General features: G+C 38.1%; 19 protein-coding genes. 8 read left to right on the top strand and 11 right to left on the bottom strand.

Translation table 11 applies throughout. The features are described from left to right. Positions 1–92 precede the first annotated feature (92 nt). The 3 genes from G8E00_RS15555 to G8E00_RS15545 all read right to left on the bottom strand — a co-directional run bounded on the left by G8E00_RS15555 (position 93) and on the right by G8E00_RS15545 (position 4,321). Entirely contained in the window at positions 93–1,454 is a 1,362-nt protein-coding gene (locus G8E00_RS15555; RefSeq protein WP_166226105.1) for an LLM class flavin-dependent oxidoreductase, read from the bottom strand. Positions 1,455–1,649: 195 nt separating this feature from the next. Further along, a complete protein-coding gene (locus G8E00_RS15550; protein WP_166012443.1) occupies positions 1,650–3,017 on the bottom strand; it encodes an MATE family efflux transporter in 1,368 nt (455 codons plus the stop codon). A gap of 149 nt (positions 3,018–3,166) precedes the next feature. Continuing rightward, positions 3,167–4,321, bottom strand: a complete 1,155-nt coding sequence (locus G8E00_RS15545; protein ID WP_166226102.1) for a methionine aminotransferase — start codon at positions 4,319–4,321, stop codon at positions 3,167–3,169. Between the two features lie 276 nt (positions 4,322–4,597). On the opposite strand from G8E00_RS15545, the gene G8E00_RS15540 reads away from it, so the two are divergent. Further along, entirely contained in the window at positions 4,598–6,460 is a 1,863-nt protein-coding gene (locus G8E00_RS15540) for an acyltransferase family protein (protein WP_166226099.1), read from the top strand. An 81-nt stretch (positions 6,461–6,541) separates the two neighbouring features. Here G8E00_RS15540 and G8E00_RS15535 read toward each other — a convergent pair whose 3' ends face one another. The 4 genes from G8E00_RS15535 to G8E00_RS15520 form a co-directional block, all read right to left on the bottom strand. After that, the gene (locus tag G8E00_RS15535) at positions 6,542–8,494 is read right to left on the bottom strand and encodes an acyltransferase family protein (RefSeq protein WP_166226096.1); all 1,953 of its coding nucleotides are present in this window, start codon (positions 8,492–8,494) and stop codon (positions 6,542–6,544) included. Between the two features lie 217 nt (positions 8,495–8,711). Then, the gene (locus G8E00_RS15530; RefSeq protein ID WP_166226093.1) at positions 8,712–10,019 is read right to left on the bottom strand and encodes a DUF445 domain-containing protein; all 1,308 of its coding nucleotides are present in this window, start codon (positions 10,017–10,019) and stop codon (positions 8,712–8,714) included. 16 nt (positions 10,020–10,035) lie between these two features. After that, the gene (locus G8E00_RS15525; protein WP_166226090.1) at positions 10,036–10,608 is read right to left on the bottom strand and encodes a CC0125/CC1285 family lipoprotein; all 573 of its coding nucleotides are present in this window, start codon (positions 10,606–10,608) and stop codon (positions 10,036–10,038) included. A 72-nt stretch (positions 10,609–10,680) separates the two neighbouring features. Further along, positions 10,681–11,220: a DUF924 family protein gene (locus G8E00_RS15520; protein ID WP_166226087.1), complete on the bottom strand. Its 540-nt coding sequence runs from the start codon at positions 11,218–11,220 to the stop codon at positions 10,681–10,683. 211 nt (positions 11,221–11,431) lie between these two features. Between G8E00_RS15520 and gshA the strand changes: the two genes are divergently transcribed. The 4 genes from gshA (at position 11,432) to G8E00_RS15500 (ending at position 14,986) form a co-directional block, all read left to right on the top strand. Further along, on the top strand, positions 11,432–13,009 hold the full coding sequence (gene gshA, locus G8E00_RS15515; protein ID WP_166226084.1) for a glutamate--cysteine ligase: 1,578 nt from the start codon (positions 11,432–11,434) through the stop codon (positions 13,007–13,009). Positions 13,010–13,037: 28 nt separating this feature from the next. Continuing rightward, positions 13,038–13,535, top strand: coding sequence for a disulfide bond formation protein B (locus tag G8E00_RS15510; RefSeq protein WP_166226081.1), 498 nt, complete (start codon positions 13,038–13,040; stop codon positions 13,533–13,535). Positions 13,536–13,617: 82 nt separating this feature from the next. Beyond that, complete coding sequence (locus tag G8E00_RS15505) at positions 13,618–14,358, top strand: SH3 domain-containing protein (RefSeq protein ID WP_166226078.1); 741 nt, start codon at positions 13,618–13,620, stop codon at positions 14,356–14,358. A 130-nt stretch (positions 14,359–14,488) separates the two neighbouring features. Further along, on the top strand, positions 14,489–14,986 hold the full coding sequence (locus tag G8E00_RS15500; protein ID WP_166226075.1) for a metal-dependent hydrolase: 498 nt from the start codon (positions 14,489–14,491) through the stop codon (positions 14,984–14,986). A 97-nt stretch (positions 14,987–15,083) separates the two neighbouring features. Here G8E00_RS15500 and G8E00_RS15495 read toward each other — a convergent pair whose 3' ends face one another. Beyond that, entirely contained in the window at positions 15,084–16,415 is a 1,332-nt protein-coding gene (locus G8E00_RS15495) for a PGAP1-like alpha/beta domain-containing protein (protein WP_166226072.1), read from the bottom strand. Positions 16,416–16,659: 244 nt separating this feature from the next. Between G8E00_RS15495 and G8E00_RS15490 the strand changes: the two genes are divergently transcribed. Together G8E00_RS15490 and parE are read left to right on the top strand one after the other, a co-directional pair. Further along, positions 16,660–17,244 (top strand): YqiA/YcfP family alpha/beta fold hydrolase, encoded by a 585-nt coding sequence (locus tag G8E00_RS15490; RefSeq protein ID WP_166226069.1) that lies wholly within the window; start codon positions 16,660–16,662, stop codon positions 17,242–17,244. 14 nt (positions 17,245–17,258) lie between these two features. Continuing rightward, entirely contained in the window at positions 17,259–19,139 is a 1,881-nt protein-coding gene (parE, locus tag G8E00_RS15485; protein WP_166012694.1) for a DNA topoisomerase IV subunit B, read from the top strand. Between the two features lie 158 nt (positions 19,140–19,297). Here parE and G8E00_RS15480 read toward each other — a convergent pair whose 3' ends face one another. Continuing rightward, positions 19,298–19,915, bottom strand: coding sequence for an SPOR domain-containing protein (locus G8E00_RS15480; protein WP_166012695.1), 618 nt, complete (start codon positions 19,913–19,915; stop codon positions 19,298–19,300). A 68-nt stretch (positions 19,916–19,983) separates the two neighbouring features. After that, positions 19,984–21,774, bottom strand: coding sequence for an arginine--tRNA ligase (argS, locus tag G8E00_RS15475; RefSeq protein WP_166226066.1), 1,791 nt, complete (start codon positions 21,772–21,774; stop codon positions 19,984–19,986). A gap of 176 nt (positions 21,775–21,950) precedes the next feature. On the opposite strand from argS, the gene G8E00_RS15470 reads away from it, so the two are divergent. Next, positions 21,951–22,220, top strand: coding sequence for a DUF2798 domain-containing protein (locus G8E00_RS15470; protein WP_166012697.1), 270 nt, complete (start codon positions 21,951–21,953; stop codon positions 22,218–22,220). Between the two features lie 115 nt (positions 22,221–22,335). Here G8E00_RS15470 and G8E00_RS15465 read toward each other — a convergent pair whose 3' ends face one another. Next, entirely contained in the window at positions 22,336–22,941 is a 606-nt protein-coding gene (locus tag G8E00_RS15465; protein WP_166012698.1) for a hypothetical protein, read from the bottom strand. Positions 22,942–23,069 lie beyond the last annotated feature (128 nt).

The following is a 23,069-nucleotide window of genomic DNA, read 5'->3' as shown; positions in this document are numbered from 1 at the left end:
AGACTTTTTTATGTGATTTAGATTGTATCTATAAAAAAATCCCTCAATGTGAGGGATTCTTCATTTCAAATATGATGTATTTGATCATCATTTTAAGAGGCTTTAGTTTGTTCACGCTGTAATACATATTGGTTTTCAGGACGTTTTAAGCCTAAGTTGTCACGTAACGTTGTACCTTCATATCCAGTACGGAATAGACCACGACGCTGTAACTCAGGCACAATAAAATCGACAAAGTCATTTAAGCCTGCAGGTGTTGTTGGTGGCAAGACGTTAAAGCCATCGGCACCATCATTTTCAAACCATTCTTGTAGCTGATCGACCACTTGTTCTGGTGTGCCAATCAAAGTCCAGTGACCACGAGCGGAAGCGATGTATTCATATAACTGACGAATCGTGAAATTGTGCTTACGTGCAATATCGATCATCATTTGCTGGCGACTTGAGAAATTGATGTCAGTATCTTCTAGTTTTGGAAATGGGGCATCTAAATCATATTTAGCTAAATTAATACCGCCCGCTAAGCCAGAAAGAAGTGCGAGCCCAACTTTAGGATGAATTAAGCTATTTAAAAGTTCATATTTTTCTTTGGCTTCTTGTTCAGTTTTCGCGACGAAAATCGAAACACCGGGCATGATTTTTAAGTCATCAGGTTGGCGACCATATTTTAATAAGCGACTTTTTACATCACGATAAAATTCTTGTGCATCTGCAAGATTTTGCTGAGCAGTAAAAATGACTTCCGCATATTTTCCTGCAAGTTCGCGACCATCTTCAGACTGGCCTGCTTGTACAATCACAGGGTAACCTTGCGGTGGACGAGAGATATTTAATGCGCCACCGACTTTGAAATATTTACCTTCATGTAATGGCTCATGTAATTTTTCTGCTTGGAAAAATTGACCACTTTCTTTGTTATAAATAAAAGTATCATCTTCCCATGAATCCCAAAGTTTTTGCGTCACCTCAATGAATTCATCTGCTCTTTCGTAACGAACTTTAGGATTTGGATGATCTTCTAATCCGAAATTACGAGCTGTATCTGCGGCGGCTGTGGTCACAACATTCCAAGCCGCACGACCTTTGCTGATATGATCCAGTGAGGCAAATTTACGCGCTAAGATGTAAGGGTCTTCATAGGTGGTCGATGCAGTTGCAATGAAACCGATATTTTTGGTGACTGTCGATAATGCTGCAAATAAGGTCACAGGCTCAAAGCCGACACCTTTGTCGCCTAGTCCGAGTTGACCTTCCGTCGCTGACCCCCAACGGACAGAAAGACCATCCGCAAGAAAATAGGCATCGAACAAACCTCTTTCAGCTGTCTTTGCCAGTTCAATGACGTAATCAATATTTAAGTGATCTTGTGGGCGCGATTCAGGATGGCGCCAACCCGCTGCATGTTGAGATGTGGTTGGTATAAATGCACCCAATTTAATTTGACGTTTTGACATTGTTATAACCTTATAGTGTTTTGTTCACGATCTATACGGTTATAACAAGATTATTTTCAGCTTTAAAATATGATTAAATTCAAATCTTATCTGTTTTCTACCATAGGAATTAAATATAAATCAGTGTGAATTTTTTTCATAAGAAAAATATCATATAATATTGATTTATATAAATTCATATCAAAATAATGGGTTTTAAATAAGCACTTTTACGGCTTTCTTTTTCCAAATAAATTGATAATACAGCCCTTGCATTACACATAAACAGACAAAGGCTAAAGCATAGCCGTACCAAATTCCAGGTAATCCCCACCACGAACTAAAGAGATATGCACAAGGCACTTCAATGGCAATAATGGCGATGACATTGATGATCATTGGCATGGTCACGGTTCCACTGGCACGCATAATAGACGCAAAAATCGCACTGGCACCAAAGAATAAAATTGACCAGAGCACAATAAACAGCAGTTGTTGCCCCAGAATGACCACATTTGGATCGGTAATAAATAACGCCATAAGGTATTTGGAAAACAAATAACCCAATGCAACTAAAATCCCCGTGATCACAATGTTCATACCCAATGCTGTTTTGGTCACGCGAGCCAATGAATCGGCTTTACCCGCGCCAATGGCTTGCGCTGCAAAAATAGAGGCAGCAATTGAAATGGATAATGCTGGGAACTGAATATAGTTGAGTACCTGATTTACAGCACCATAAGCAGCCGTGGCATTTGAGCCGTATCGGTTCACGAGTCCTACAATCACCAAACCTGCCACAGATGTTGTGACCATTTGAATTCCTGTTGGAACACCTAAACGTAGAATATTTTTAATCAACGGAGCATCGAAACGAATATGTTTAATGAGTTCAGCATCAATTTTTAATGGATGATTCTTCAGATTTAAATAGATATAGAGGAATACCAATACGGAGATATAACCGACCGCAGTGGCAATTGCAGGTGCAATAATCCCTAATTGCGGAAAACCGAAATAACCTTTAATTAAAATAGGAGTGGTACATAATCCAATAATACTGGTCATGCCTAGGGCAATGAGAGGGGTAACACTGTCACCGACACCACGTAAGATGGAGGTGAAAATAATATACATAAACAACAACGGACTACCTGCTAGCATCCATTGCACATAGGGCAAAGATAAATGCATAACATCTGGGTCAGTGCCTAAAGCTGTTAATAACCATTTAGACGCCAACACACCGCAAATGGCAATAATACTGCCACCAATGACGGTCATAAATATGGTTGAACCGACAACACTTCTCACTTTTTCTATGTTTTGCGCGCCCCATGCTTGTCCGACCAGTACAGTTGATCCTGCTGAAAGTCCAATGACAAAGGCCATAAGACAAAACAGAATTGGGAAGAATACAGCCACAGCGGCAATGGCATTGACCCCTAACATTTGACCGACAAAAACCGTATTAATGGTACCTGACAGGTTTTGCAAAATGTTGGTGGCGATGAGTGGTAAAAGAAAGACTAAAAAAACTTTCCAAAAACCAGGTTCATCAATGGGGCTTAAACGAGGTGCCATCTTCTTGCGATATCCAAAAAACAGAGTTATTTGAACAGATTAACATAGCAGATAAGACAAAAGCCTGAGCATTTAAGTAACTCAGGCTTTGCAATTGTGTCTTTTTAATCAAATGATCAGTCGTGATTGAGCAGTCTGTTTTCGTACCTTTAAACTGCTGATAAGATTTGACCAGCTTGAATCAAAGTTTCATCTTTCTTGGCAAAACATAAACGAATCAATTTTAAATCTTTTGGTGGTTGCTGATAAAACACCGACACAGGAATTGCGACAATTTTATGCTGTTCTGCTAAGTATTGGCACATGTCTACATCACTGAGTTCCGGTCTGATCTCGGTATAATCTAGATTTTGAAAATAAGTGCCCTGAGAAGGAGTGAGTTTAAAACGAGAGTCTTGGATACTCGAATTGAACAAATCGCGTTTGTTTTGATAAAACTGAGAAAGTTCCTGAATATGTTCAGGATGTTGTTGCATAAACGCTGCAAGTGCAACTTGTATAGGTAGTACACCGCAGAAATTGGCAAATTGATAAACCTGACGGAACACTGACATGAGTTTTGGTGCAGCAATGCAATAACCCGTTTTCCATCCAGTCACATGAAAGGTTTTCCCAAAAGACCCGACCACAAAACTGCGCTCACGGAGTTCGGGGAATGACAGCGCTGAATAATGTTTCTGACCATCAAAAATCAGATGTTCATACACTTCATCTGACAGTACTAAAATATTTCGATCTTGAATAAGTTCAATGAGGTTGTACCAATCCTGTTTTGACCAAATCGCCCCTGTAGGATTGTGCGGGGTGTTGACAATCACCATGCGGGTTTTGTCATTAATGGCAGATTTGACCTGATTCCAATCCACTGTAAATGTGGGATGATGCAGTGCAATATGAACGGGTATTGCTCCTACCAGTTTTACACTGGGTGCATAACTGTCATAGCTTGGATCAAAAATAATGACTTCATCCCCTTGGGAAACGGTAGCTTGAATGGCTGCAAAAATGCCAATGGTTGCCCCTGGGGTAATGGTAATCTCTGAGATTGGGTCAATGTTCAAGCCGTCACGTTGTTGAAATTGTTCTGCGACGCGTTGTCTTAAGGTGAGTAAGCCATCGCCTGGTGGGTATTGATTGAATCCATCTAAAGTGGCTTTGCAGAGTGCATCGAGCAGGGCTGGTGGTGCAGGAAAATCTGGAAAACCTTGTGAAAGGTTTAAGGCATTGAGACGCTGTGCCAATGCAGACATGATGCTAAAAATGGTCACACCCTGAGCAGGGAGTTTAGATTGGATGTCGATCATGACGAGTTTATTTGTTGGAATGTGTTAGGAATAGTGTAGCAGGGTGCATGTGAAAGATTGAATAAAAATGGTCTATAGAAGAATTCAATTATCCTTATATAAAGGTATGTTTTATCGTTGCTTAATAACTGTATTTAAATAATATTAATCATGTGAAAATATTCTCTGAAAAAAATAATAAACTAAAAAGTCTACAAAAAATATTGTGAAACAGATCAACAAAGATAAAATTTGTAGCTAGAATATTATTTAATTAAATTTTTTAAAAGATCAAAAATGCGTTTTAGAACAGATATTAATGGATTAAGGGCTTATGCTGTTCTTGCTGTTATTGTTTTTCATTTTAATAGACAGTGGCTTCCAGGTGGATTTGCTGGTGTAGATGTATTCTTTGTCATTTCTGGCTATCTCATGACTTCTATTATTTTTAGAGGTTTTGAAGAAAATAAATTTTCAATTCGAAAATTTTTGAGCGCTCGAGTTAAGAGGATTATTCCTGCCTTATTATTTTTAGTCACTATTTTAATGATATTTGGCTATTTCTTCTTAGGTCCTATTGCTTATTCAAGCTTGGCAAAACACTCAGGCAGTAGTCTTTTATTTTTTTCTAATATTGTGTATTGGAACGAGTCTGGATATTTCGATGCACTTGCAAGAGAAAAGTTCTTACTACATACATGGTCTTTGTCTGTTGAATGGCAGTTTTATGTCATTTATCCCATAGTTTTATTCATTTTATTCAAGTATTTTAACAAAGAGATTGTTAAAAAAATCATTGTCATTAGTGCTGTTTTAGCTGTAATTTTTTCTATTTATGCTTCTCAAAGATGGTCAATCGCATCTTACTTTTTATTGTCGACACGAGGCTGGGAAATGCTATTGGGAGGTATAGCCTTTTTATATTCTTTCGAATTGAAAAAACAATCATTGAAAATTTTTTTAGAAATATTAGGTATTACATTTTTATTCGTATCATTTTTTATTTTTACAGAAAATACGATCTGGCCAGGTTATGCAGCGTTGTTACCAACATTAGGTGCTTTTATATTAATCCAAGCCAATAATCAGAAATCAATTTTTACAAATAATATTGTTTTTCAAAAATTAGGATTATGGTCATATTCTCTTTACTTATGGCATTGGTCAATATTATCAATTTCTAACTATTTTAGTTATAAAATTAATTTTTTTACATTCTGTTTAGTTACGTTAGTTTGTGGAATAGTTTCATATTATTTTATCGAAAAACGTCAGTTCAGCCCCAGATCAATTATTTATAGTGTGGTTGTTGTACTGTTTATTATTTTGATTATTTATAAATCCAATGGCGCCTCGTTTAGAGTAGATTCAAAATTTAAATTAACTCAGCAACAATTTAGAAATCAATATGAAGGGCATTTAAACCGTCCAAATAACGTTGAAGTGACATACTTTAATTCGAGTGAAAAAGATTTTGAGTATATTCTTTTGGGAAATAGCCATGCTCGGCATTTCTTTTCTTATATAAATGATGATCATTTAAAACTTGCAGAAATTACATTAGATGGGTGTTTATCCACTAAAAATTTTTTCGCTACTTATGATCAAGAAAGATGCAGTAAAATGTATGACTTAGCCATGAGTTTCATAAAAAATCATCCTCATAAGAAAGTTATCATCTCTTACCAGTTCCCTCATGTTGCCATAAATAGGACAACCAAATCTTTAGATCACGAATTCATTGACGCTTTCTTTAATCAAGAATTAGACGATATGGTCTCCAGCATTTTGAATAGCAATGCAACTGTATATTTAATTGGAAGAACACAAGGAACAGAAAAATCTCTGTACGCTTGTTTAGGTGAAAAGCAGTTAATGCTTCCAAAAAAATTAATGGCGCCGTGTAAAGTTCAAGAGCCATTCAAGATTATTGAAGACAATGAAAAGTTAAAACACTATGTTCAACATAAACAATCGAATCAGGTTCGTTATATCGATCCGAATGCTGTGTTATGTGAAAAAGCTCAATGTCGAACTTTAAACCAAGATAGAGAGCCTATATATACGGATACAAGCCATTTATCTATATATGGAGCTAATATTGTTGGTAGATATATATTTGATGAAATCGAAAAAAATGAGGGTAGTGCTAAAAATTAGATTCATCCTCAACCTATAAAGCTTCCTGCCCACACGGCACCATCGACATAGATGGTGCGTGTTCAACCAAGTTTTATAGACCTACTGAAAAACTTCATCATAGATTGGAGCAACCAATTTAGAACCATACGTACTTAAATGGTCATCATCAAAATAGAGCGGGATACCATTTTTGTCGCCGTAACAATATTGACTGTCACATAAATAAGGAAGAGGATCAAGCAACTTTACACCACAACGTTGAACAGCTTTGTTTTGGATATCAAAAGCAACCTGTTGACGTTGCATATAAGCTTCACGTGAAATCTTCAAGTGTTGAGCTGTTTGATGGAGCGCTAAACGTCTAAACATCGTTTTTGGAACATCAGTGATCAGCTCAGGTGTTGGTCGAGTTAAATAAACCTGATGATGCTCACTAAACTCGCAGAGTGTATTGATCATATGTGCTGAGATATTTTCTAAATAAGCCGCATTTCTTTGATCAAATTCTTGATCGACAAAATTGACAGGTGGCTTTAAATGAAAGTCTTTATTTTCATTATGTCCAAATAAATATTGAGAGTTTCGGTTAATCACAATAATTGGAATATTGGGATATTTTTGCGCTGTTATTTTGATTGCATTCGCAATAAGTTTGCCACAATTATCATCTGCAATTTTATGCTTTTCATCATATGAGTAACTGTTCTTAATGGTTGGACATCCAGATAAACCGAAACTGACGATACTTCCACCAGCTAAAGATGCTCGCTCACCAATTGCCATATTTTGAGCCTGTGAGTGACTGTCTCCAATGACAACCGCTTTTACAGGCCCTGTTCCGTATTTACATTCGGGAGATATTCCATTGACGACATTTCCACAGAACGCTTCACGTGGATCACGTTTTTGTTGTTCTACAATCACAATTTCTTCATTGGATAAGCGAAACGGCATGAGGTCATATTGTTTACTGAAGAGTAATATACCAATGAGACATAATAGTCCTGAACAATAAATCGGTTTACATTTTAGATAGCTTAAGACATGCGTAAAATCATTTTGAAACTTAATACGTTCAATAAAGTGATAACTCAGGAAACCTAAAATGATTGAGAGCAATATCCCTAAATATAAATACTCTTCACTCAAAGCAAAAATATAGATCGCTACAACAAGTGGCCAGTGCCATAGATAAATTGAATATGACCAAGTTCCGATTTTTTGAAAGACTACATTATTGGTGATTACACTATTTTGACGGTTTGCCTGTATCAGTAAAAATGCACCTAGTACAGGGAATATGGCGAGATAACCTGGCCAAAGATTTTCTGCTGAGATAAAGATGTAAGAAGCTAAAATTAAGGCTATGCCCAATAATTCCATCAACTTTTTTTTATGTTCTTGGAGTTGAAAAGGAAACAGAAAAGCTATGCCGCCCATCATCATTTCCCATGCTCGTGTAGGCAGAAGGTAATACGATGGATTTGGCCATTTATATGTTGAAATAATACAGAGTATAAAACCTAAAATTGTGCCTATTAGCAGTAAGTATTTCATGGCTTTTATTGACATAAACTTACATAAGGCAACAAGAACTAAGGGATAAAGAATATAAAATTGCCATTCTACTGAAAGTGACCACGTATGTAATAACCACTTTTCGTGAGAAGCAGCATCAAAGTAACCAGCCTCTTTCCAATAAACCATGTTGGAAAGAAAAGTTACACTGCTGGCAATATGTTTTCCTAAGGCCTCATACTCGATAGGCGTAAGATAAAACCATCCAAAAACGGATAAAGATAAACACAATACAGCTAAGGCTGGAATGATTCGATTTGCTCGAGCAACATAGAATTTTAGGACAGAAAAATGTTCTTGTTCAATTCCTTTAAATATTATTCCAGTCATTAAAAACCCTGAAATAACAAAGAATACATCTACACCAGCAAAGCCACCGGGCATCCAAGATGCATTGAAGTGGAACAATACGACAGCAATAACAGCGATTGCTCGCAGACCATTAATATCACGTCTAAAATTCTTATTTTGCATAAATTCCACCCAATTTGATGGAATTGTATACTTCTGTGTTAAGAATGCAATATTAAGTAGTTCTAAAGTTATAGAGTGATGGATATATGTTTCTTAGTGTTATTGGAATTTTTAATCTTTACGGATTTGGGTTGATATCATCAAACTAAGCATAAATTCGAGTGAATGCTTGTGTTTAAAATATACTGAATTTTTGTATGCAATTGATTTAAATGAACTAAACAAAGTATTCCACCATCGCCCGAATAATCCCCAAAATTAAACCAATAAAAGCCCCCACGACCACGCCATTGACGCGAATCATGTGCAGATCGCCACCGACTTCATTTTCGATTTTGGCAATCATTTCACGCGAATCCCATTCATGAATTCGTTCACTAATAAAAAGAATCACTTTTTCACTGTATTGATCACTCAAATTAACTGCGATACCACTCATTTTTTCATTCAACAATTCACGAATGGATGGGTTTGAGACAATATTTTGTCCCACCTGTTGTATTGCGACACGTAAGTTTTCTGCAATACCTGAGTCTGGCTTAAGTAAATCATCTCGAATGGCATTACACAAAATCACCACAGCACCACTGATAAAATTTAAAACTTGTGGACTATTGAGTAAGGCATTTTTAGTGTCATTTAAACGCTGGCTTGCTGAACTTTCGCCATCTGCTAGTTGAACCATCATCTCACGCGCAACTTGCTCAATTTTTTGACGCCAAGGATGCTCAGGATCAGCCAGCATGGATTCCACACGTTCCACCAAAGAATCAATGGTTCTTTGCTGCACATCAATTCCAATCCAACTCGCACCTTTTGCCAGTCGCCACACCCCGAGCTCTTTAAATAAAGTTCGGGTCAGTTCGCGGGTCTGTTCAGGGTGATGAATGACCCATTCATGTGCAAGGTCGAGCCCACGCTGTAATACATCTTGATGGAAATCATTTTCCAACACCGCACGTAACATCTCGCTGGCAAGGTGATTGACCTGTGTGTTACGAACCCATTGCACACTATTATTTTGAATAAAACGGCCGACTTGATCCTGACCAAAAAAATCAAAAAGTTTTGGTACAGTCTGCTGAATAACTTGGGTGACTTGGGTATTGTTTTTAGGATTGGCTAACCATTGCCCCACAGCCAAGCTAATATCGGTACGCGCTAAGCTCTGTTCTACAATTTGAGGAGACAGAAAATTTTCCTGTACAAAGCGTCCCATTGACTCCGCAATTCGGGCTTTGTTACGTGGAATGATTTCCGTATGGTTTTTTAAAAAGGGCGGAATTGGAATTTTGCCAAAGGGATTTCGAAACAACACCGTAATGGCATACCAGTCTGCCAAACCACCCACCACACCTGCTTCCGCAGATAACATCAGAATATGAATGAGCCAGACATAATCAGGTAAGAGCTTTGCAGCAATCATTAAAGCAATCCATGCCAAAACAGCGCTAATCAGCGCCGTCATAGCATAACGTTTACTTTTGTTCAGATTAGGCGAAGTATATTCTTCAGTGGGGTTCATTCAGTGTCCTAAATGCTTACTTTTGGGTCGGGGCTGTGGCAGATTCAGGTTGTAATACTTGACCTGTTGGGCTGACACCGTACTTTTGTCCTAAATTTTGTAAAATCAGACGAGCATCAAAAGCATCACTCGGTGCAGATTTTTTGTCTTTGAAACATTCAATGGTATACGACACTTGCACGGGATCTACATTGACCACTTGCGGTGGCATGTTGTAATACGGGTCAAAATAACCTGGAAAACGACGGTGCCCATAACCATACCCGTAGTAAGGATACATTGGGGCAGGGTAGACCACAGCTTGACGTGGACGTTGCTGATTACGATTACTCGGGTCATTTAAGACTTTGAAATATTGAAAGCCGTTGAGAACAGTGGTTTGTGCAGATTTGACCAGAGTAATTTCTTCAGCAGTACCAAAGCCCATATTGGGACTGCCCTGATAACCGACACGAAAAGTCTTATTGTTCAGTGGTGTGGTGGTAAAACTACCCAATTGATCAAATGTACGAGGTTTTGATAGCGTTGTGGTACAACCTGACAGTGCAATAGCTATTACTATGGCCATGCCAATCATTGTCTTTTTCATATTGTTCTCCCAATGTTGTACACAAATGTACGCATTTTAAGATCATAATAATGACCTTTATCATAACATTTTTTAAAAACTGCTATTGGGTTGTTTTAAGAATTCTAACTCTTCAAGAGTTGATTCACGTCCCAATATTTCATTACGATGAGGATAACGTCCAAAACGATCAATGATGACTTTATGCTTTTTCTCAAAGTCTAAATTGACTGGAATTGCTAAAGCTTCAAACAGCTTTAAGGCTTGAATATGAATGATTTTAGATTCGCTATGCATAAAAGGCATATAAAGAAAAATACGTTGTTCTGCAGGTAAATCTAAGTCTAAACCAAGATGAATAGCTTCTTGCGCTAATGCCAGCGCCAGAGGATCTTGAGCAAATGAAGCCGGATGGTCACGGTAAATATTTCGTGAAAATTGATCAAGGACAATAATTTCGGCAAGTCGACCTTGAATGCTCTCGCGCCAAGTCCAGAGTTCACATTGTAAGGCTTGTTCTAAGGTGTGACCGAATTGAGTTTCAATCTCCAAATCGAATTCATCACTTTTGGCGAACCACTTTTCTTTGGTCTCAGGTGCAAACCAAAAATCTAATACTTGTTGGTAATTCATAATATTTACAATTCATTAGCTGTTATTCTGCAATAAAATCACAAATATCAGATGTCTTAAAGGTGAAGTTTGTGATAAAAAATTGCCAAATTTATAAATTTGTTCGGCTCAAATGCATGCCTAATCTGCATTGCGGTCGGTAAATCACGGTATACTTGATATAAATCAATCATTTTATTCAAAGTCATACTTTAAGATAAGCGAGTAAGTAATGAGTCAGCCCGAAGCCATCTCTCCATTTGAATTACCAAATTGGGTAGATTCAGCATTATTAAAAGGCATGTTACGTGGTATTGAACGTGAAAGCCTGCGAATGCAAAGTAATGGATTTTTATCTCAAGGAGATCACCCAAAAACTTTGGGTTCGGCACTGACACATCCGCATATCACCACTGACTATTCGGAAGCGTTAATGGAGTTCATTACGCCTCCTAAAGAAACGATTCCAGAAGCATTAAATTTTCTAACAGACATTCATGTAGTCACACATAAAAATTTAGAAAATAATGAAAAACTTTGGCCACTTTCGATGCCATGCATGTTGGATGATGAAGAAGAAAATATTCGCTTAGCAGAATATGGCACCTCCAATATTGGTCGTTTTAAAACGCTGTATCGTCATGGTCTTGGCGTGCGTTATGGTCGTCGTATGCAGACCATTTCAGGGGTGCATTACAATGTGTCATTTCCAGATGAATTGTTCGAAACGCTCCAGCAAAATGAAACAGATGAAAAGCTTCAAGCATTAAGTTTGCAAGATTATCGTAGTCATCGTTATTTTGGCCTCATTCGTAACTTTATTCGTTTAACGCCATTGGTGATGTTTTTGGTCGGGGCAAGTCCGTCGGTGTGCCGTTGTTTTATGACGGGGCGTGAGCATCAATTGCTGCCGCTGATTAGTGGAACATTATTTTTACCGCATGCGACAGCATTACGTATGGGACGTTTTGGCTATCAAAACTCTGCGCAAAAAGAGTTAGGTATCCATTACAATACATTGTCAGGATATTTAGAAGGTTTGCAAAAAGCGGTACGTACGCCGTATAAAGCTTTTAGCCTTTTGGGTCTGAATGATGCGGATGGAAATCCAATTCAGATCAATGATCATGTACTTCAAATTGAAAATGAATACTACAGTTTGGTTCGTCCAAAACAGGTGCCAGAGGCTGGTGAAACGCCGTCAGAAGCATTGGCAAACCGAGGTGTAGGTTATGTTGAATTGCGTGCAGTCGATGTCAATCCGTATAGCCCGATTGGTATCAATGAAGATACAGCAGGCTTCTTAGAAGTTTTAGCGTTGTATTGCTTACTCAAAGACAGTCCAGATTTATTGGATGATGAGATGGAAGTGGTTGAACGCAATCAAACCGAAGTGGTCAATCGCGGTCGTGCGCCAAATGCATTTATTGAAGAAAATGGTGAATCAATTTTCATTGAAACGTGGGCGGAACGCTATTTAAGTGAGATGAAACCATTAGCAGATTTACTGAATCAGGCTTATGCGACAGATCTTTACGGTAATGCTTTGGGTGTGATGCAAGCGCGTGTGGAAGAAGTTGATCATACTTTGTCTTCACAAGTGATTGAAGATACGAAAAAATATAATGGTACTTGGGGATTTGGTAGCCATATGGCACAGTTGCATGAGGAAACGTATGATGCACATGATTTAAGTGATGAAACCATTGCTTATTTTAATGAGCTGACACAGCGTTCTTTGCAACAACAAGAACAATTAGAGCAACAATGTACTCAAACATTTGATGAGTATCTTGCAGCATTTAGATAACCATATAAAACAATCAAGAGGGTTGGATATGCAATGGGCGAGTTACCGTGTGGTTAGCGGTCTTTTGTTTTTAGGCAGTATCATCGGGATGGCATTTGCATTGTATTTAGAGCATGTGCAAGGCTTGGAGCCATGTCCTTTATGCGTATTCCAACGGATTGGTTTAATTGGTTTAGGTCTGATTTCGTTGATTGCTTTCATTCATCATCCAGCGAAGGATGGTCTAAAACGTTTCTATGCTGTTTTAGGTACACTGTCGATCTTGTGGTCTGCTGGTGTTGCTGCACGTCATGTGTGGTTGCAACATTTGCCACCTGATCAAGTACCTAGTTGTGGTCCAGGACTAGATTATTGGCTAGATACTTTGCCCATCAAATCTGTTTTTGAACAAGTTCTAAAAGGTTCGGGAGAATGTGCCAAAGTCGATTGGACGTTCTTGGGGCAATCATTACCTGTTTGGTCATTCTTGTTTTTTGCAGTATTGGCGTTGATCAGTATCTGGCAAATCTTTAGGAAATACCCTTAAGCGATCAAAAGAGATCAAAAAAACCAGCATCTATGCTGGTTTTTTATTATGATGAATCAATAAAAGTTAAGAAAATTAGATCATGAAAATAAAAAAATTATTGTACTTAATTCCATTCTTAGTCTTCACAGAAACGTATGCAGATTACGGCATTATTCAAGACCCAGATGGTTATGTGAATGTGAGAGCTCAGGCTTCACTTAAAGCTAAAGTCGTGGATAAGTTAAAGAATGGTGAAGTGGTTTCATGCAGTTTTGAGAAAGGCGAACAAGGGGATTCTTCTTTTTGTGATGCTTTATATAATGTAAATGGTCGAGTAAATTTTGATTTTATTCACAGAAGTCGAGTAAATTTCTTCAATGGATTTCAAAAATGGAAATTTATAAAAACCATTTCTAATAAGGCGATTTATCAGTCTGGAAAGAATCAAATTCGTATAGTTGTTCAACCTGCTGAAGTCGCTATTCAGGATTTTAAAAAGACGGCACAAGCCTATACACATTATAAAAATAAACCATTTTTTGGAACGGATGGCGGGTTGCCTAGTGAAGATGGCATGTATCAGTTACGTGAAATTAAAATAACTTATAAGGGTAAAACCATCATTATTCCACAACAGAATCTGGAGCAATATTTTTTCCCGAATACACCTTTGGCAAAAGATAATTTCCACGATCATGAATTGTCGGAAATTTATAGTAAAGGCAATGATATCTATATCTTAAACAGCCTTTCCAATGGTGGTGCTGCGCAGTATACGCTGTTATTACATCTTAAAGATGGCAAGTTGATAAAACAAAGTGCGTGGTCTGAATCTCGCTAATCGATTTATTGAAAAGTGATATGTGAATAGACTTATATATGTTAGCTACATCACGTTTATATGTAATATTTTGGTGAATTTAAACGTAAAAAAGAAATTTTTTAAGATCATTGAGAAGAGAAAATAACAAATGTTTATTGCACATTTGCCATCGGGTTATATTCTGGCAAAAGTATTAGAGAAAAAATTAAAACAAAATGAGATCAGTAAAAAGCTATTTTTTACAATCATCATGATCGGTGCTGTTTTCCCTGATATTGATCTGTTTTATTTTTATTTATTGGATAATCGATCGGTACATCATCATAAATATTTTTTACACTGGTTCTCCTTTTGGATTCCAATATTTTTGATGTCTTATTTTTATTTAAGACATTCTGAGTATCGCTCTAAGTTTGGACTGATTGCGACACTGTTTTCTGGAGCAGCACTACTGCACATTGGTTTAGATACTTTTGTCGGTGATGTTTGGTTGTTTGCACCATTTATTGATCAAGCTTATGTTTTTTTCGAAGTGACGCCACGTTATGAACCTTGGTGGTTAAACTTTATTTTCCATTGGTCTTTTCTCGTTGAATTACTTATTTGTGGTATCGCCGCAATGATTTATGTGAAAAGTAGAAATTAATTCGAAGGGACAAAAACATTCAATTTAGACAAAGAAAGATGAGAATATTCTTCTCATCTTTCTTTTTATTGTCTGTTTCTGATTCTTTGACTAAACACTAAGTTTCAACTATCCCTTCCATTGTCTCAAGCTTGACCAAATATTTACGAATTTGATCTTCAGCCAATTCATCATGTCGTGGATAAAACCATTTCACAATTTGTTCAGCTATACTGGAATGGTATTGAATTTCCATATGGTTTAATCCATAGAAAACAGCTTTATGTGACTCAGGTAATTTCAACTGAAAACGTGGATTTGGATGTTCACCTAAAGCACTTTTGACACTCACCAAATAATCTCCAATCACTTTTAAAGTTCGATTTTTTTTATTTTCAAACTCAATCGTACCTGCCACCAGGAATGTATTGACATGTGAGGGCAATGGTGCCGGTTTACGGTTGTCATCGAGCATGCCAATACGGGCGTTATTATGTTCCCAATCATCATCACGGACACTACCATAACGTAAATCTAATATCCCATTACTGCGGATATTCACGATATGGCTGGCAAGGCGAACAATTGGAAATTTCCCAATTTTATCTTGTACGGCAAAACCAATACGCTCAAGTACGGCACCATGGTGTGGTGAACCAAGGCAGACTAAATTTTCCACCATGTGAAACCACTTATACATGTTTTGTTTACCGTAAAATAGAGCGCTACGGGAGACTAATCCTCCCATACTATGACCAATTAAATCGATACTGGTAATACGTGGGTTACGATTGACCAAATCTTCTAATAAATTGGAAAGTGAACGGCCATTTGCAGAGATACGACGACCCGTATTGTAATGTAAATACAACATGGTGTTATTATCGCGTTGTGCCAAAAGTTTTTCCCCAATGCCCCCATAGTTTCGATTGGTCCAATCGAGATGGTTCATGCATAGGCCATGACAGAAAATCACTACACGCCCAGACAAATCACCTTCTTGTAACTCACCATAATGATCATAAAGAACAGTTGGAAGCGCCAAAGGATTATGATTCTTGAGTAAGTAATCCCCTAATACGCCATTGAGGGCACTGACCAAAAAAATCATTTTGGGTGTTAATGGTTTATCATGCAGGTTTGGAAATTGATCAATAATTTTACGAAGTGTCGGTGCAAGGAAAAAGTGACCGTAGTTTAAAAATGAACGATAGGAAAATTGATAAAATTTATTCACATAGGATTTTTTTTGAAATTCTTTAGATTTTTTCTTACTCAAGCCGAAAACACTGAGCATCAATTCACGATGTAATGATTGAATCAAATTTTGAACCACTTGGCTCAAGGGGGTACTGACAAGTTGGGCTAAGCCTTCTAGAACATCGGCCTGACTTGGGGGAGAGCGATCCCATTTACAATAGGTTTCATGTAGCGGTGTGAGACTCGGCATTTGTTGTTATCCTAATGTGGCTTGATCGAGCTATACACTTTATTTTTAGCATAGATCAATGTATAAATTCCTTATCAAAATTTTTAAATTGTTCATCCTGAACATTTTTTAAAATAACGATGATTGACGTTAGACACCATTTTTTTTGTTAGACAATTCTTACTTTAATACAAAATATGAACAACTTTATGTTCGATTTAAGGCTAAAAAGTCTAATTTAATGATGTGAAATGATCGAGAAGTAATGAATATAATCTATTTACATGGTTTTAAAAGTAATTCTTTTTCTATTAAGGGCGGGCTTTTAAAAGACTATTATCGAGATGATAAAAATGTAAATATACATTTGCCAGATCTAAATATGTCTCCAATTCGTGTGATAGAGTCTTTATCCAGTTTGATTGAACATTTAGATCAAGTGGCTTTGGTGGGGAGTAGTTTAGGTGGGTTTTATGCGACACAATTGGTCGCTAAATATGGCGTGCCTGCTGTACTGATTAATCCTGCTATGCGACCATGGCAACTGTTTAGAAATCTCTTTGGACGTGAACACTTACCCTATCAGGTCACTGAAGATTGGGCTTTAGATGATGCACAACTTGATCAGTTAGAACAGATGGCGGTGCCATTTGTGCAAGATGCAGACAAAATTTTGGTGCTCTTGCAACAAGGTGATGAAGTTTTGGATTATCGTGAAGCACAGCGTTATTATAGCGCTGAAAAACATCGCTCAATGATCATCACTGAAGCGAATGGCAATCATGCGATGGAAGATTTCGCAGAAAAAATACCGATGGCATATCAGTTTTTATCTGACTGCATAAAATAAGGAAACAGTAAAACGTGTCTCAATATACGGCTCAATCCCTTGAAGTATTATCTGGTTTAGACCCAGTACGTCGCCGTCCTGGTATGTATACCGATACCACACGCCCAAACCATTTGGCGCAAGAGGTCATTGATAACTCAGTCGACGAGGCACTTGCAGGACACGCCAATAAAATTACGGTCACTGTATATAAAGATGGATCATTGTCTGTGGAAGATAATGGTCGTGGTATGCCCGTTGATATTCATCCTGAATATGGCCAAAGCGGTATCGAAATCATTCTGACCAAACTACATGCTGGTGGTAAGTTTAGTACAGATAACTACCAGTTTTCAGGTGGTTTACATGGTGTAGGTATTTCTGTGGTCAATGCTTTATCCACTCGAGTAGAGGTTCAAGTTCAGCGCCAAGGGAACTTGTACAAAATGGCGTTTGAGCAAGGTGAGCCAACAGGACCACTTGAAGTTTTAGAGGGTAAAGCACCCAAACGTGCCACAGGAACGACGGTACATTTCTGGCCTGAAACCAAATATTTTGATTCACCAAAATTTGCCTTAAAAGCGTTAAAACACAATTTAAAAGCCAAAGCCGTTTTGGCTGCTGGTCTGCAAATTAATTACATTGACGAAATCAACGACGAAAAAATCGTATGGCAATTTGAAAATGGTCTCGTTGACTATTTGATGGATGAGCTTGAAGAGCGCGAGATTATTCCAACGCCTGCTTTTGTTGCAACAGGTGAAGCTGAACGAGCAAGCGCTGAATTTGCGATTTGTTGGAATGCTGAAGGTGGTGAACAAATTCAAGAAAGCTATGTGAATTTGATTCCGACTGCGCAAGGTGGTACGCATGTCAATGGTTTACGTTCTGGGGTGACCGATGCTTTACGTGAATTCTGTGAACTGCGTAATCTGTTGCCACGTAATATGAAACTGGCTGCGGAAGATGTGTGGGATGGCGTTAACTTTATTTTGTCCCTCAAATTCCAAGAACCTCAATTTTCAGGTCAAACCAAAGAACGTCTTTCAAGTCGTGAAGCGGTTGGTGTGGTGCAAAATATTGCCAAAGATGCATTTGCTTTGTGGCTCAACCAAAACTCTGAAGTGGCAATGCAACTGGCGGAACTTGTCATTGAAAAAGCGGGTCGCCGTTTAAAAGCAGCTAAAAAAGTAGAACGTAAGAAGATTGTGGCAGGTCCAACCTTGCCGGGTAAATTGTCAGACTGTGTTGGTCATGATTTAAATGAATCAGAATTGTTTATTGTGGAAGGTGATTCTGCGGGCGGTTCGGCAAAACAAGCTCGTGATAAGAATTTCCAAGCGATCATGCCGATTCGTGGGAAAATCTTAAATACGTGGGAAGTGTCTTCTGATGAAGTTTTGGCATCTCAAGAAGTGCATAATATTGCCATTGCGATTGGTGTAGATCCAGGTTCGGATGATTTATCAGAGCTCCGCTACGGTAAAATTTGTATCCTTGCCGATGCAGACTCGGATGGTTTACACATTGCCACCTTGTTGTGTGCACTGTTTGTGAAACATTTCCCGATCTTGGTTGAGGAAGGGCATCTGTTTGTTGCGATGCCACCGTTATTCCGTATTGATGATGGTAAAGATGTTCACTACGCCTTAGATGATGCTGAACTTGAAGATATCTTGAAGAAAGCCAAAACTAAAGCACCGCAAATCACTCGATTTAAAGGTTTGGGGGAGATGAATGCCAGTCAACTTCGTGAAACGACACTTGATCCAAATACACGTCGTTTGGTGCAATTGGATTTAGATGATGTACATTTCACGTCAGGTTTATTGGATAAATTGCTTGCGAAAAAACGTTCTGGCGATCGTAAAGATTGGTTAGAGCAAAAAGGGAATTTGGCTGATATTATTGTCTAATCGCAATTTATTTAGCACATATCATCATTAAATAAAGCGGAAGGCGTACCATTGTTCTGTTCTTTAAAGTATTAAAAAAACGCCCGATGAATATCATCGGGCGTTTTAATTGAAATCAGTATTCACAGATTTCAGATTGAGACCGTTATACAATCACATTAACGTTTCACCACAATTGAATCGATTCCACTGTGTTGAAGTGTTTGCTGTGCAATGACTGCCGCTTGCTGAGATTCGTAAGGACCTGATACAACACGATACCAAGTTTGACCACCTTCAGTGGTTTTCATGACATCGGCAGAAAGACCATTCAAAATAATTTCAGCACGACGTGCATCAGCACTGTCAGGATCAGGGAAACTACGTACTTGTAAGATGTAGCTGGTTTTCGGTGCAGCAGGTTCTTCACTTGGAACAAGAGTTCCATTTTCAGCACTTGTGGTCGGTGCTGGTGTTGCAGCAGGCGCATCCACAATCACTGGTGCAGTTTCAACTTGTTGATTCTCTGGAACAGCTTGTTCAGGAATCGGGGTGACTTGTTGCTGAGGCAATAAATCGTAGAAACGGTAGTCTTTGTTGGTGTCTTCTTGATAATGATCTGACTTAATTTCGTTGGTTCTAGGTTTGACAGGTTCCCATGGTTTCCAAAGCATGAGCGCCAATGCAAAACTTAACACGATTAAAATCACCACCAATGTTCCTAACCATTTAGGAATTAGGGGTTTTTTTGGTTTATTCGGTCTTTCCGATACACCGCGTTGCGTTTTTCCAAACACGTGGAAACCTCTCTCAATCTAGATCATGAAATGGCTATTTTTTTAATAGCCATTTCGAATTGTTTTTATTACATGCTTTCAGGCGCAGATACACCCAATAACTCTAAACCATTGCGTAGAACTTGCTGTACATTCACAGAAAGCAATAAACGTGCTTGAGTTAAATCAGCATCATCATTGAGTACTTTATGTTCATTATACCAACCATGGAATAAAGCTGCCAATTCTTTCAAGTAGTTACCAACTTGATGTGGTTCATAGCTGTTGGCTGCACGCACAATGATTTCAGGATATGCTGCAAGCTTCGCTAAAATTTCTGTTTCTGCATCTAAGTCTAAACGCGAAGCAAAAGTACGTGCTTGAGCAAGGTCAAAGTTCACATTGGTGCTGGCTGCTTTTTCTAGCATACGGCAAATACGTGCATGGGCATATTGGATGTAATACACCGCATTGTCTTTGCTCTGTGAAACCGCAAGGTCTAAGTCAAAATCAATGTGTTGTTCAGACTTACGCATCACATAGTAGAACCGTGCTGCATCATTACCGACTTCTTTACGAAGGTCACGTAAAGTGACGAACTGACCTGAACGAGATGACATTTGAACCATCTCACCGCCACGCCATAAGCTGACAAACTGTACCAGAAGAACAGTGAGCTTTTTCGAATCGTAGCCCATTGCATCAATGGCAGCTTTAACACGTGCAATATAACCGTGGTGGTCTGAACCCCAGATATCAACAATATCGGTATAGCCACGTTGTAATTTATTCAAATGGTAAGCAATGTCCGAAGCAAAATAAGTAGTTTGACCATTACGACGTTTCACCACACGATCTTTTTCATCGCCAAATTCAGTCGATTTAAACCAGATGTTGCCATCTTTTTCATAAAGGAAACCACGTTGATCTAACACTTGAAGTGCTTCATCAATTTTTTCAGTTAAGGTTGCTTCACTGAACCATTTGTTGAAAGTTACGCCAAATTCACCAAGGTCATCTTTAATGTCATCTAAAATGGCATGTAAAGCTGCTTGATGGAAAACACGGTAACCTTCATCAAGTGCTGTTTGAGAATTGAAAATCAAACCATCAATATGTTTTTCTTTGTCACCTGAGAGCACCACTTTGTTGCCATCTGCATCAAGTTCTTCAGCATATTGAACATCTTCAGGCACATCTTTATAGATGTCTGCCACTGGACGTACATAAGCATCACCGTCTTTGTCGATAATACTTTGCGCGATTTCCTTCACATAGTCGCCTTGGTACGCATTTTTAGGGAATACCAAAGGTTGACCAGTTAATTCTAAATAACGTAAGTAAGTCGATGTTGCAAGGATGTCCATTTGACGACCTGCATCGTTGACATAGTACTCACGATCTACAGTTGCGCCTGTTGCCTCTAGTAAGTTTGCAACAGTCATCCCATAGGCTGCACCACGACCATGACCCACATGAAGGCTAGAGGTCGGGTTTGCAGAAACAAATTCAACTTGGACTTTTTTCGCAGCGTTAGCTTGCGTATGACCAAATTGATCTTTTTGTGCTTGGATTTGGTCTAAAACTGCAAAACGTTGGTCTGCATTTAAGAAGAAGTTGATGAAACCTGGACCTGCAATTTCAGCTTTGGTGATATCAACCACTTCAGGTAAATTCGCTAAAATTTTCTCTGCGAGATCACGAGGCTTCATACCTGCAGGTTTAGAAGCGATCATGGCAATATTTGATGCGAAATCACCATGACTTCGGTCTTTGGTTCGCGTCAAATTGCTGGTGTTGTTCCAGTCGGTTGGGAGAATCCCTTCAGATTTTAGGGATTGGACTGCATGATCAAGAGCTGCTTGTATGGCCGTATTCATAATTTATCGAAAAATTAATGTCGCAGAAAAACAGCAAATATAGCAAATTTCCGATCGTTTAGGTAATCGCATTTGTATCGAATAAAAGCGATTCAATTTGAGGTCACAATAAAATAAGACTTATCATGCTATTTAATTTAAAATAGCCTAAAAATTCAGTGATATATGAGTTAAAGATGGTCGAATCTAAAGCAAAAATAATCGGCAATATTGATAAGCTTTCTGCAAAAAATGCGGCATGGGTGATGCCCTTGATCTTGTCATGTTTTATGAGTGGCATGATTTCGATGGTCAATATGCTTTTGAATGTCGGTTTCATTGAGCATTTTTGGACAAAGTGGTGGTCTGCGTGGATGCTGTCTTGGGCAATCGCTTATCCAATCGTTTTGATTGCCTTACCTGTGGTGCGACGTTTAACAGCTGTATTTGTCAATATGCCAAAATAGTGACCTGAATAAATGATTTTTCAATTCATTATAGATCAATGATCGAAAAACGATTATGCCAAAATAATACAATGATGAGATGATACAAGGATCATTTTGGCATAAGCAGAAAGCGCTATTCCTTACAGGTCACTGGTTTAGTCAATAACTCAGATTTTCCATTTTCAAATGTATAGAGTTTTGAAGCGTTAAAAATTTTAATCACTTTGGCTGTTTTGAGGACCGTTTTAAATTGATCAAGCTTTTTAATATTCACCAAATCAAAGGGATTACTATAGTTTTTATTATCGACTAAAAACTGAATTGCACCCGCCTGTGGATCATGCGCTTTTAAGATGTCTTGACCTTCTTTATTTTGAATAATAAACCCAGGACGCTGCGCAGGATTTTTGCAGTTCAGTCGAAGTAATAACATATGACCATCTTTGGATTTGTTTTGTAAGTTATAAATACCTTGAAGATCATTTTCGATATAGACCCATTGTCCTGTAGGCATATTTTGAGTGAGTTTTTCGATCTGTTCTAAAGTGGTCTTACTGATATCGACCACACCTTTTTTATCAATTTCAGGTACTTTATTTTTGTCACCCAAACCGATCATCGACAGGGCTTTAGAACTGACTTTAGACGATGTTTTTGAAACAGACTCACACCCTGTGAGAGCAAAGAAACTTAAGGTAGAGCAGAGAAATACCGTTTTAAATTGTGAATGGAGTGTCATATGTTTGACCTTTATTGAATAAATTTAATTGTTATTGCCTTGGGAATATTTATATCGTTATAGAACTTATTAAACCTTATCTGATGGGCCTAAATCTGATGGGCTTAGTTCAGTACATAGCACCGACA

The sequence above is a fragment of the Acinetobacter shaoyimingii genome (genome assembly GCF_011578045.1).
Classification (GTDB): domain Bacteria; phylum Pseudomonadota; class Gammaproteobacteria; order Pseudomonadales; family Moraxellaceae; genus Acinetobacter; species Acinetobacter shaoyimingii.
This window is presented reverse-complemented; position numbering and strand designations above follow the sequence as displayed.

Excerpts from the sequence above, each read along its gene's own strand:
- G8E00_RS15495 (WP_166226072.1), bottom strand. The coding sequence starts at position 16,415 with ATGCCGAGTCTCACACCGCTACATGAAACCTATTGTAAATGGGATCGC.
- G8E00_RS15510 (WP_166226081.1), top strand. The coding sequence starts at position 13,038 with ATGCAATGGGCGAGTTACCGTGTGGTTAGCGGTCTTTTGTTTTTAGGC.
- G8E00_RS15470 (WP_166012697.1), top strand. The coding sequence starts at position 21,951 with ATGGTCGAATCTAAAGCAAAAATAATCGGCAATATTGATAAGCTTTCT.
- argS (WP_166226066.1), bottom strand. The coding sequence starts at position 21,774 with ATGAATACGGCCATACAAGCAGCTCTTGATCATGCAGTCCAATCCCTA.
- G8E00_RS15500 (WP_166226075.1), top strand. The coding sequence starts at position 14,489 with ATGTTTATTGCACATTTGCCATCGGGTTATATTCTGGCAAAAGTATTA.
- G8E00_RS15520 (WP_166226087.1), bottom strand. The coding sequence starts at position 11,220 with ATGAATTACCAACAAGTATTAGATTTTTGGTTTGCACCTGAGACCAAA.
- G8E00_RS15535 (WP_166226096.1), bottom strand. The coding sequence starts at position 8,494 with ATGCAAAATAAGAATTTTAGACGTGATATTAATGGTCTGCGAGCAATC.
- G8E00_RS15505 (WP_166226078.1), top strand. The coding sequence starts at position 13,618 with ATGAAAATAAAAAAATTATTGTACTTAATTCCATTCTTAGTCTTCACA.
- G8E00_RS15555 (WP_166226105.1), bottom strand. The coding sequence starts at position 1,454 with ATGTCAAAACGTCAAATTAAATTGGGTGCATTTATACCAACCACATCT.
- G8E00_RS15550 (WP_166012443.1), bottom strand. The coding sequence starts at position 3,017 with ATGGCACCTCGTTTAAGCCCCATTGATGAACCTGGTTTTTGGAAAGTT.
- G8E00_RS15545 (WP_166226102.1), bottom strand. The coding sequence starts at position 4,321 with ATGATCGACATCCAATCTAAACTCCCTGCTCAGGGTGTGACCATTTTT.
- G8E00_RS15530 (WP_166226093.1), bottom strand. The coding sequence starts at position 10,019 with ATGAACCCCACTGAAGAATATACTTCGCCTAATCTGAACAAAAGTAAA.
- G8E00_RS15490 (WP_166226069.1), top strand. The coding sequence starts at position 16,660 with ATGAATATAATCTATTTACATGGTTTTAAAAGTAATTCTTTTTCTATT.
- G8E00_RS15525 (WP_166226090.1), bottom strand. The coding sequence starts at position 10,608 with ATGAAAAAGACAATGATTGGCATGGCCATAGTAATAGCTATTGCACTG.
- G8E00_RS15465 (WP_166012698.1), bottom strand. The coding sequence starts at position 22,941 with ATGACACTCCATTCACAATTTAAAACGGTATTTCTCTGCTCTACCTTA.
- gshA (WP_166226084.1), top strand. The coding sequence starts at position 11,432 with ATGAGTCAGCCCGAAGCCATCTCTCCATTTGAATTACCAAATTGGGTA.
- G8E00_RS15540 (WP_166226099.1), top strand. The coding sequence starts at position 4,598 with ATGCGTTTTAGAACAGATATTAATGGATTAAGGGCTTATGCTGTTCTT.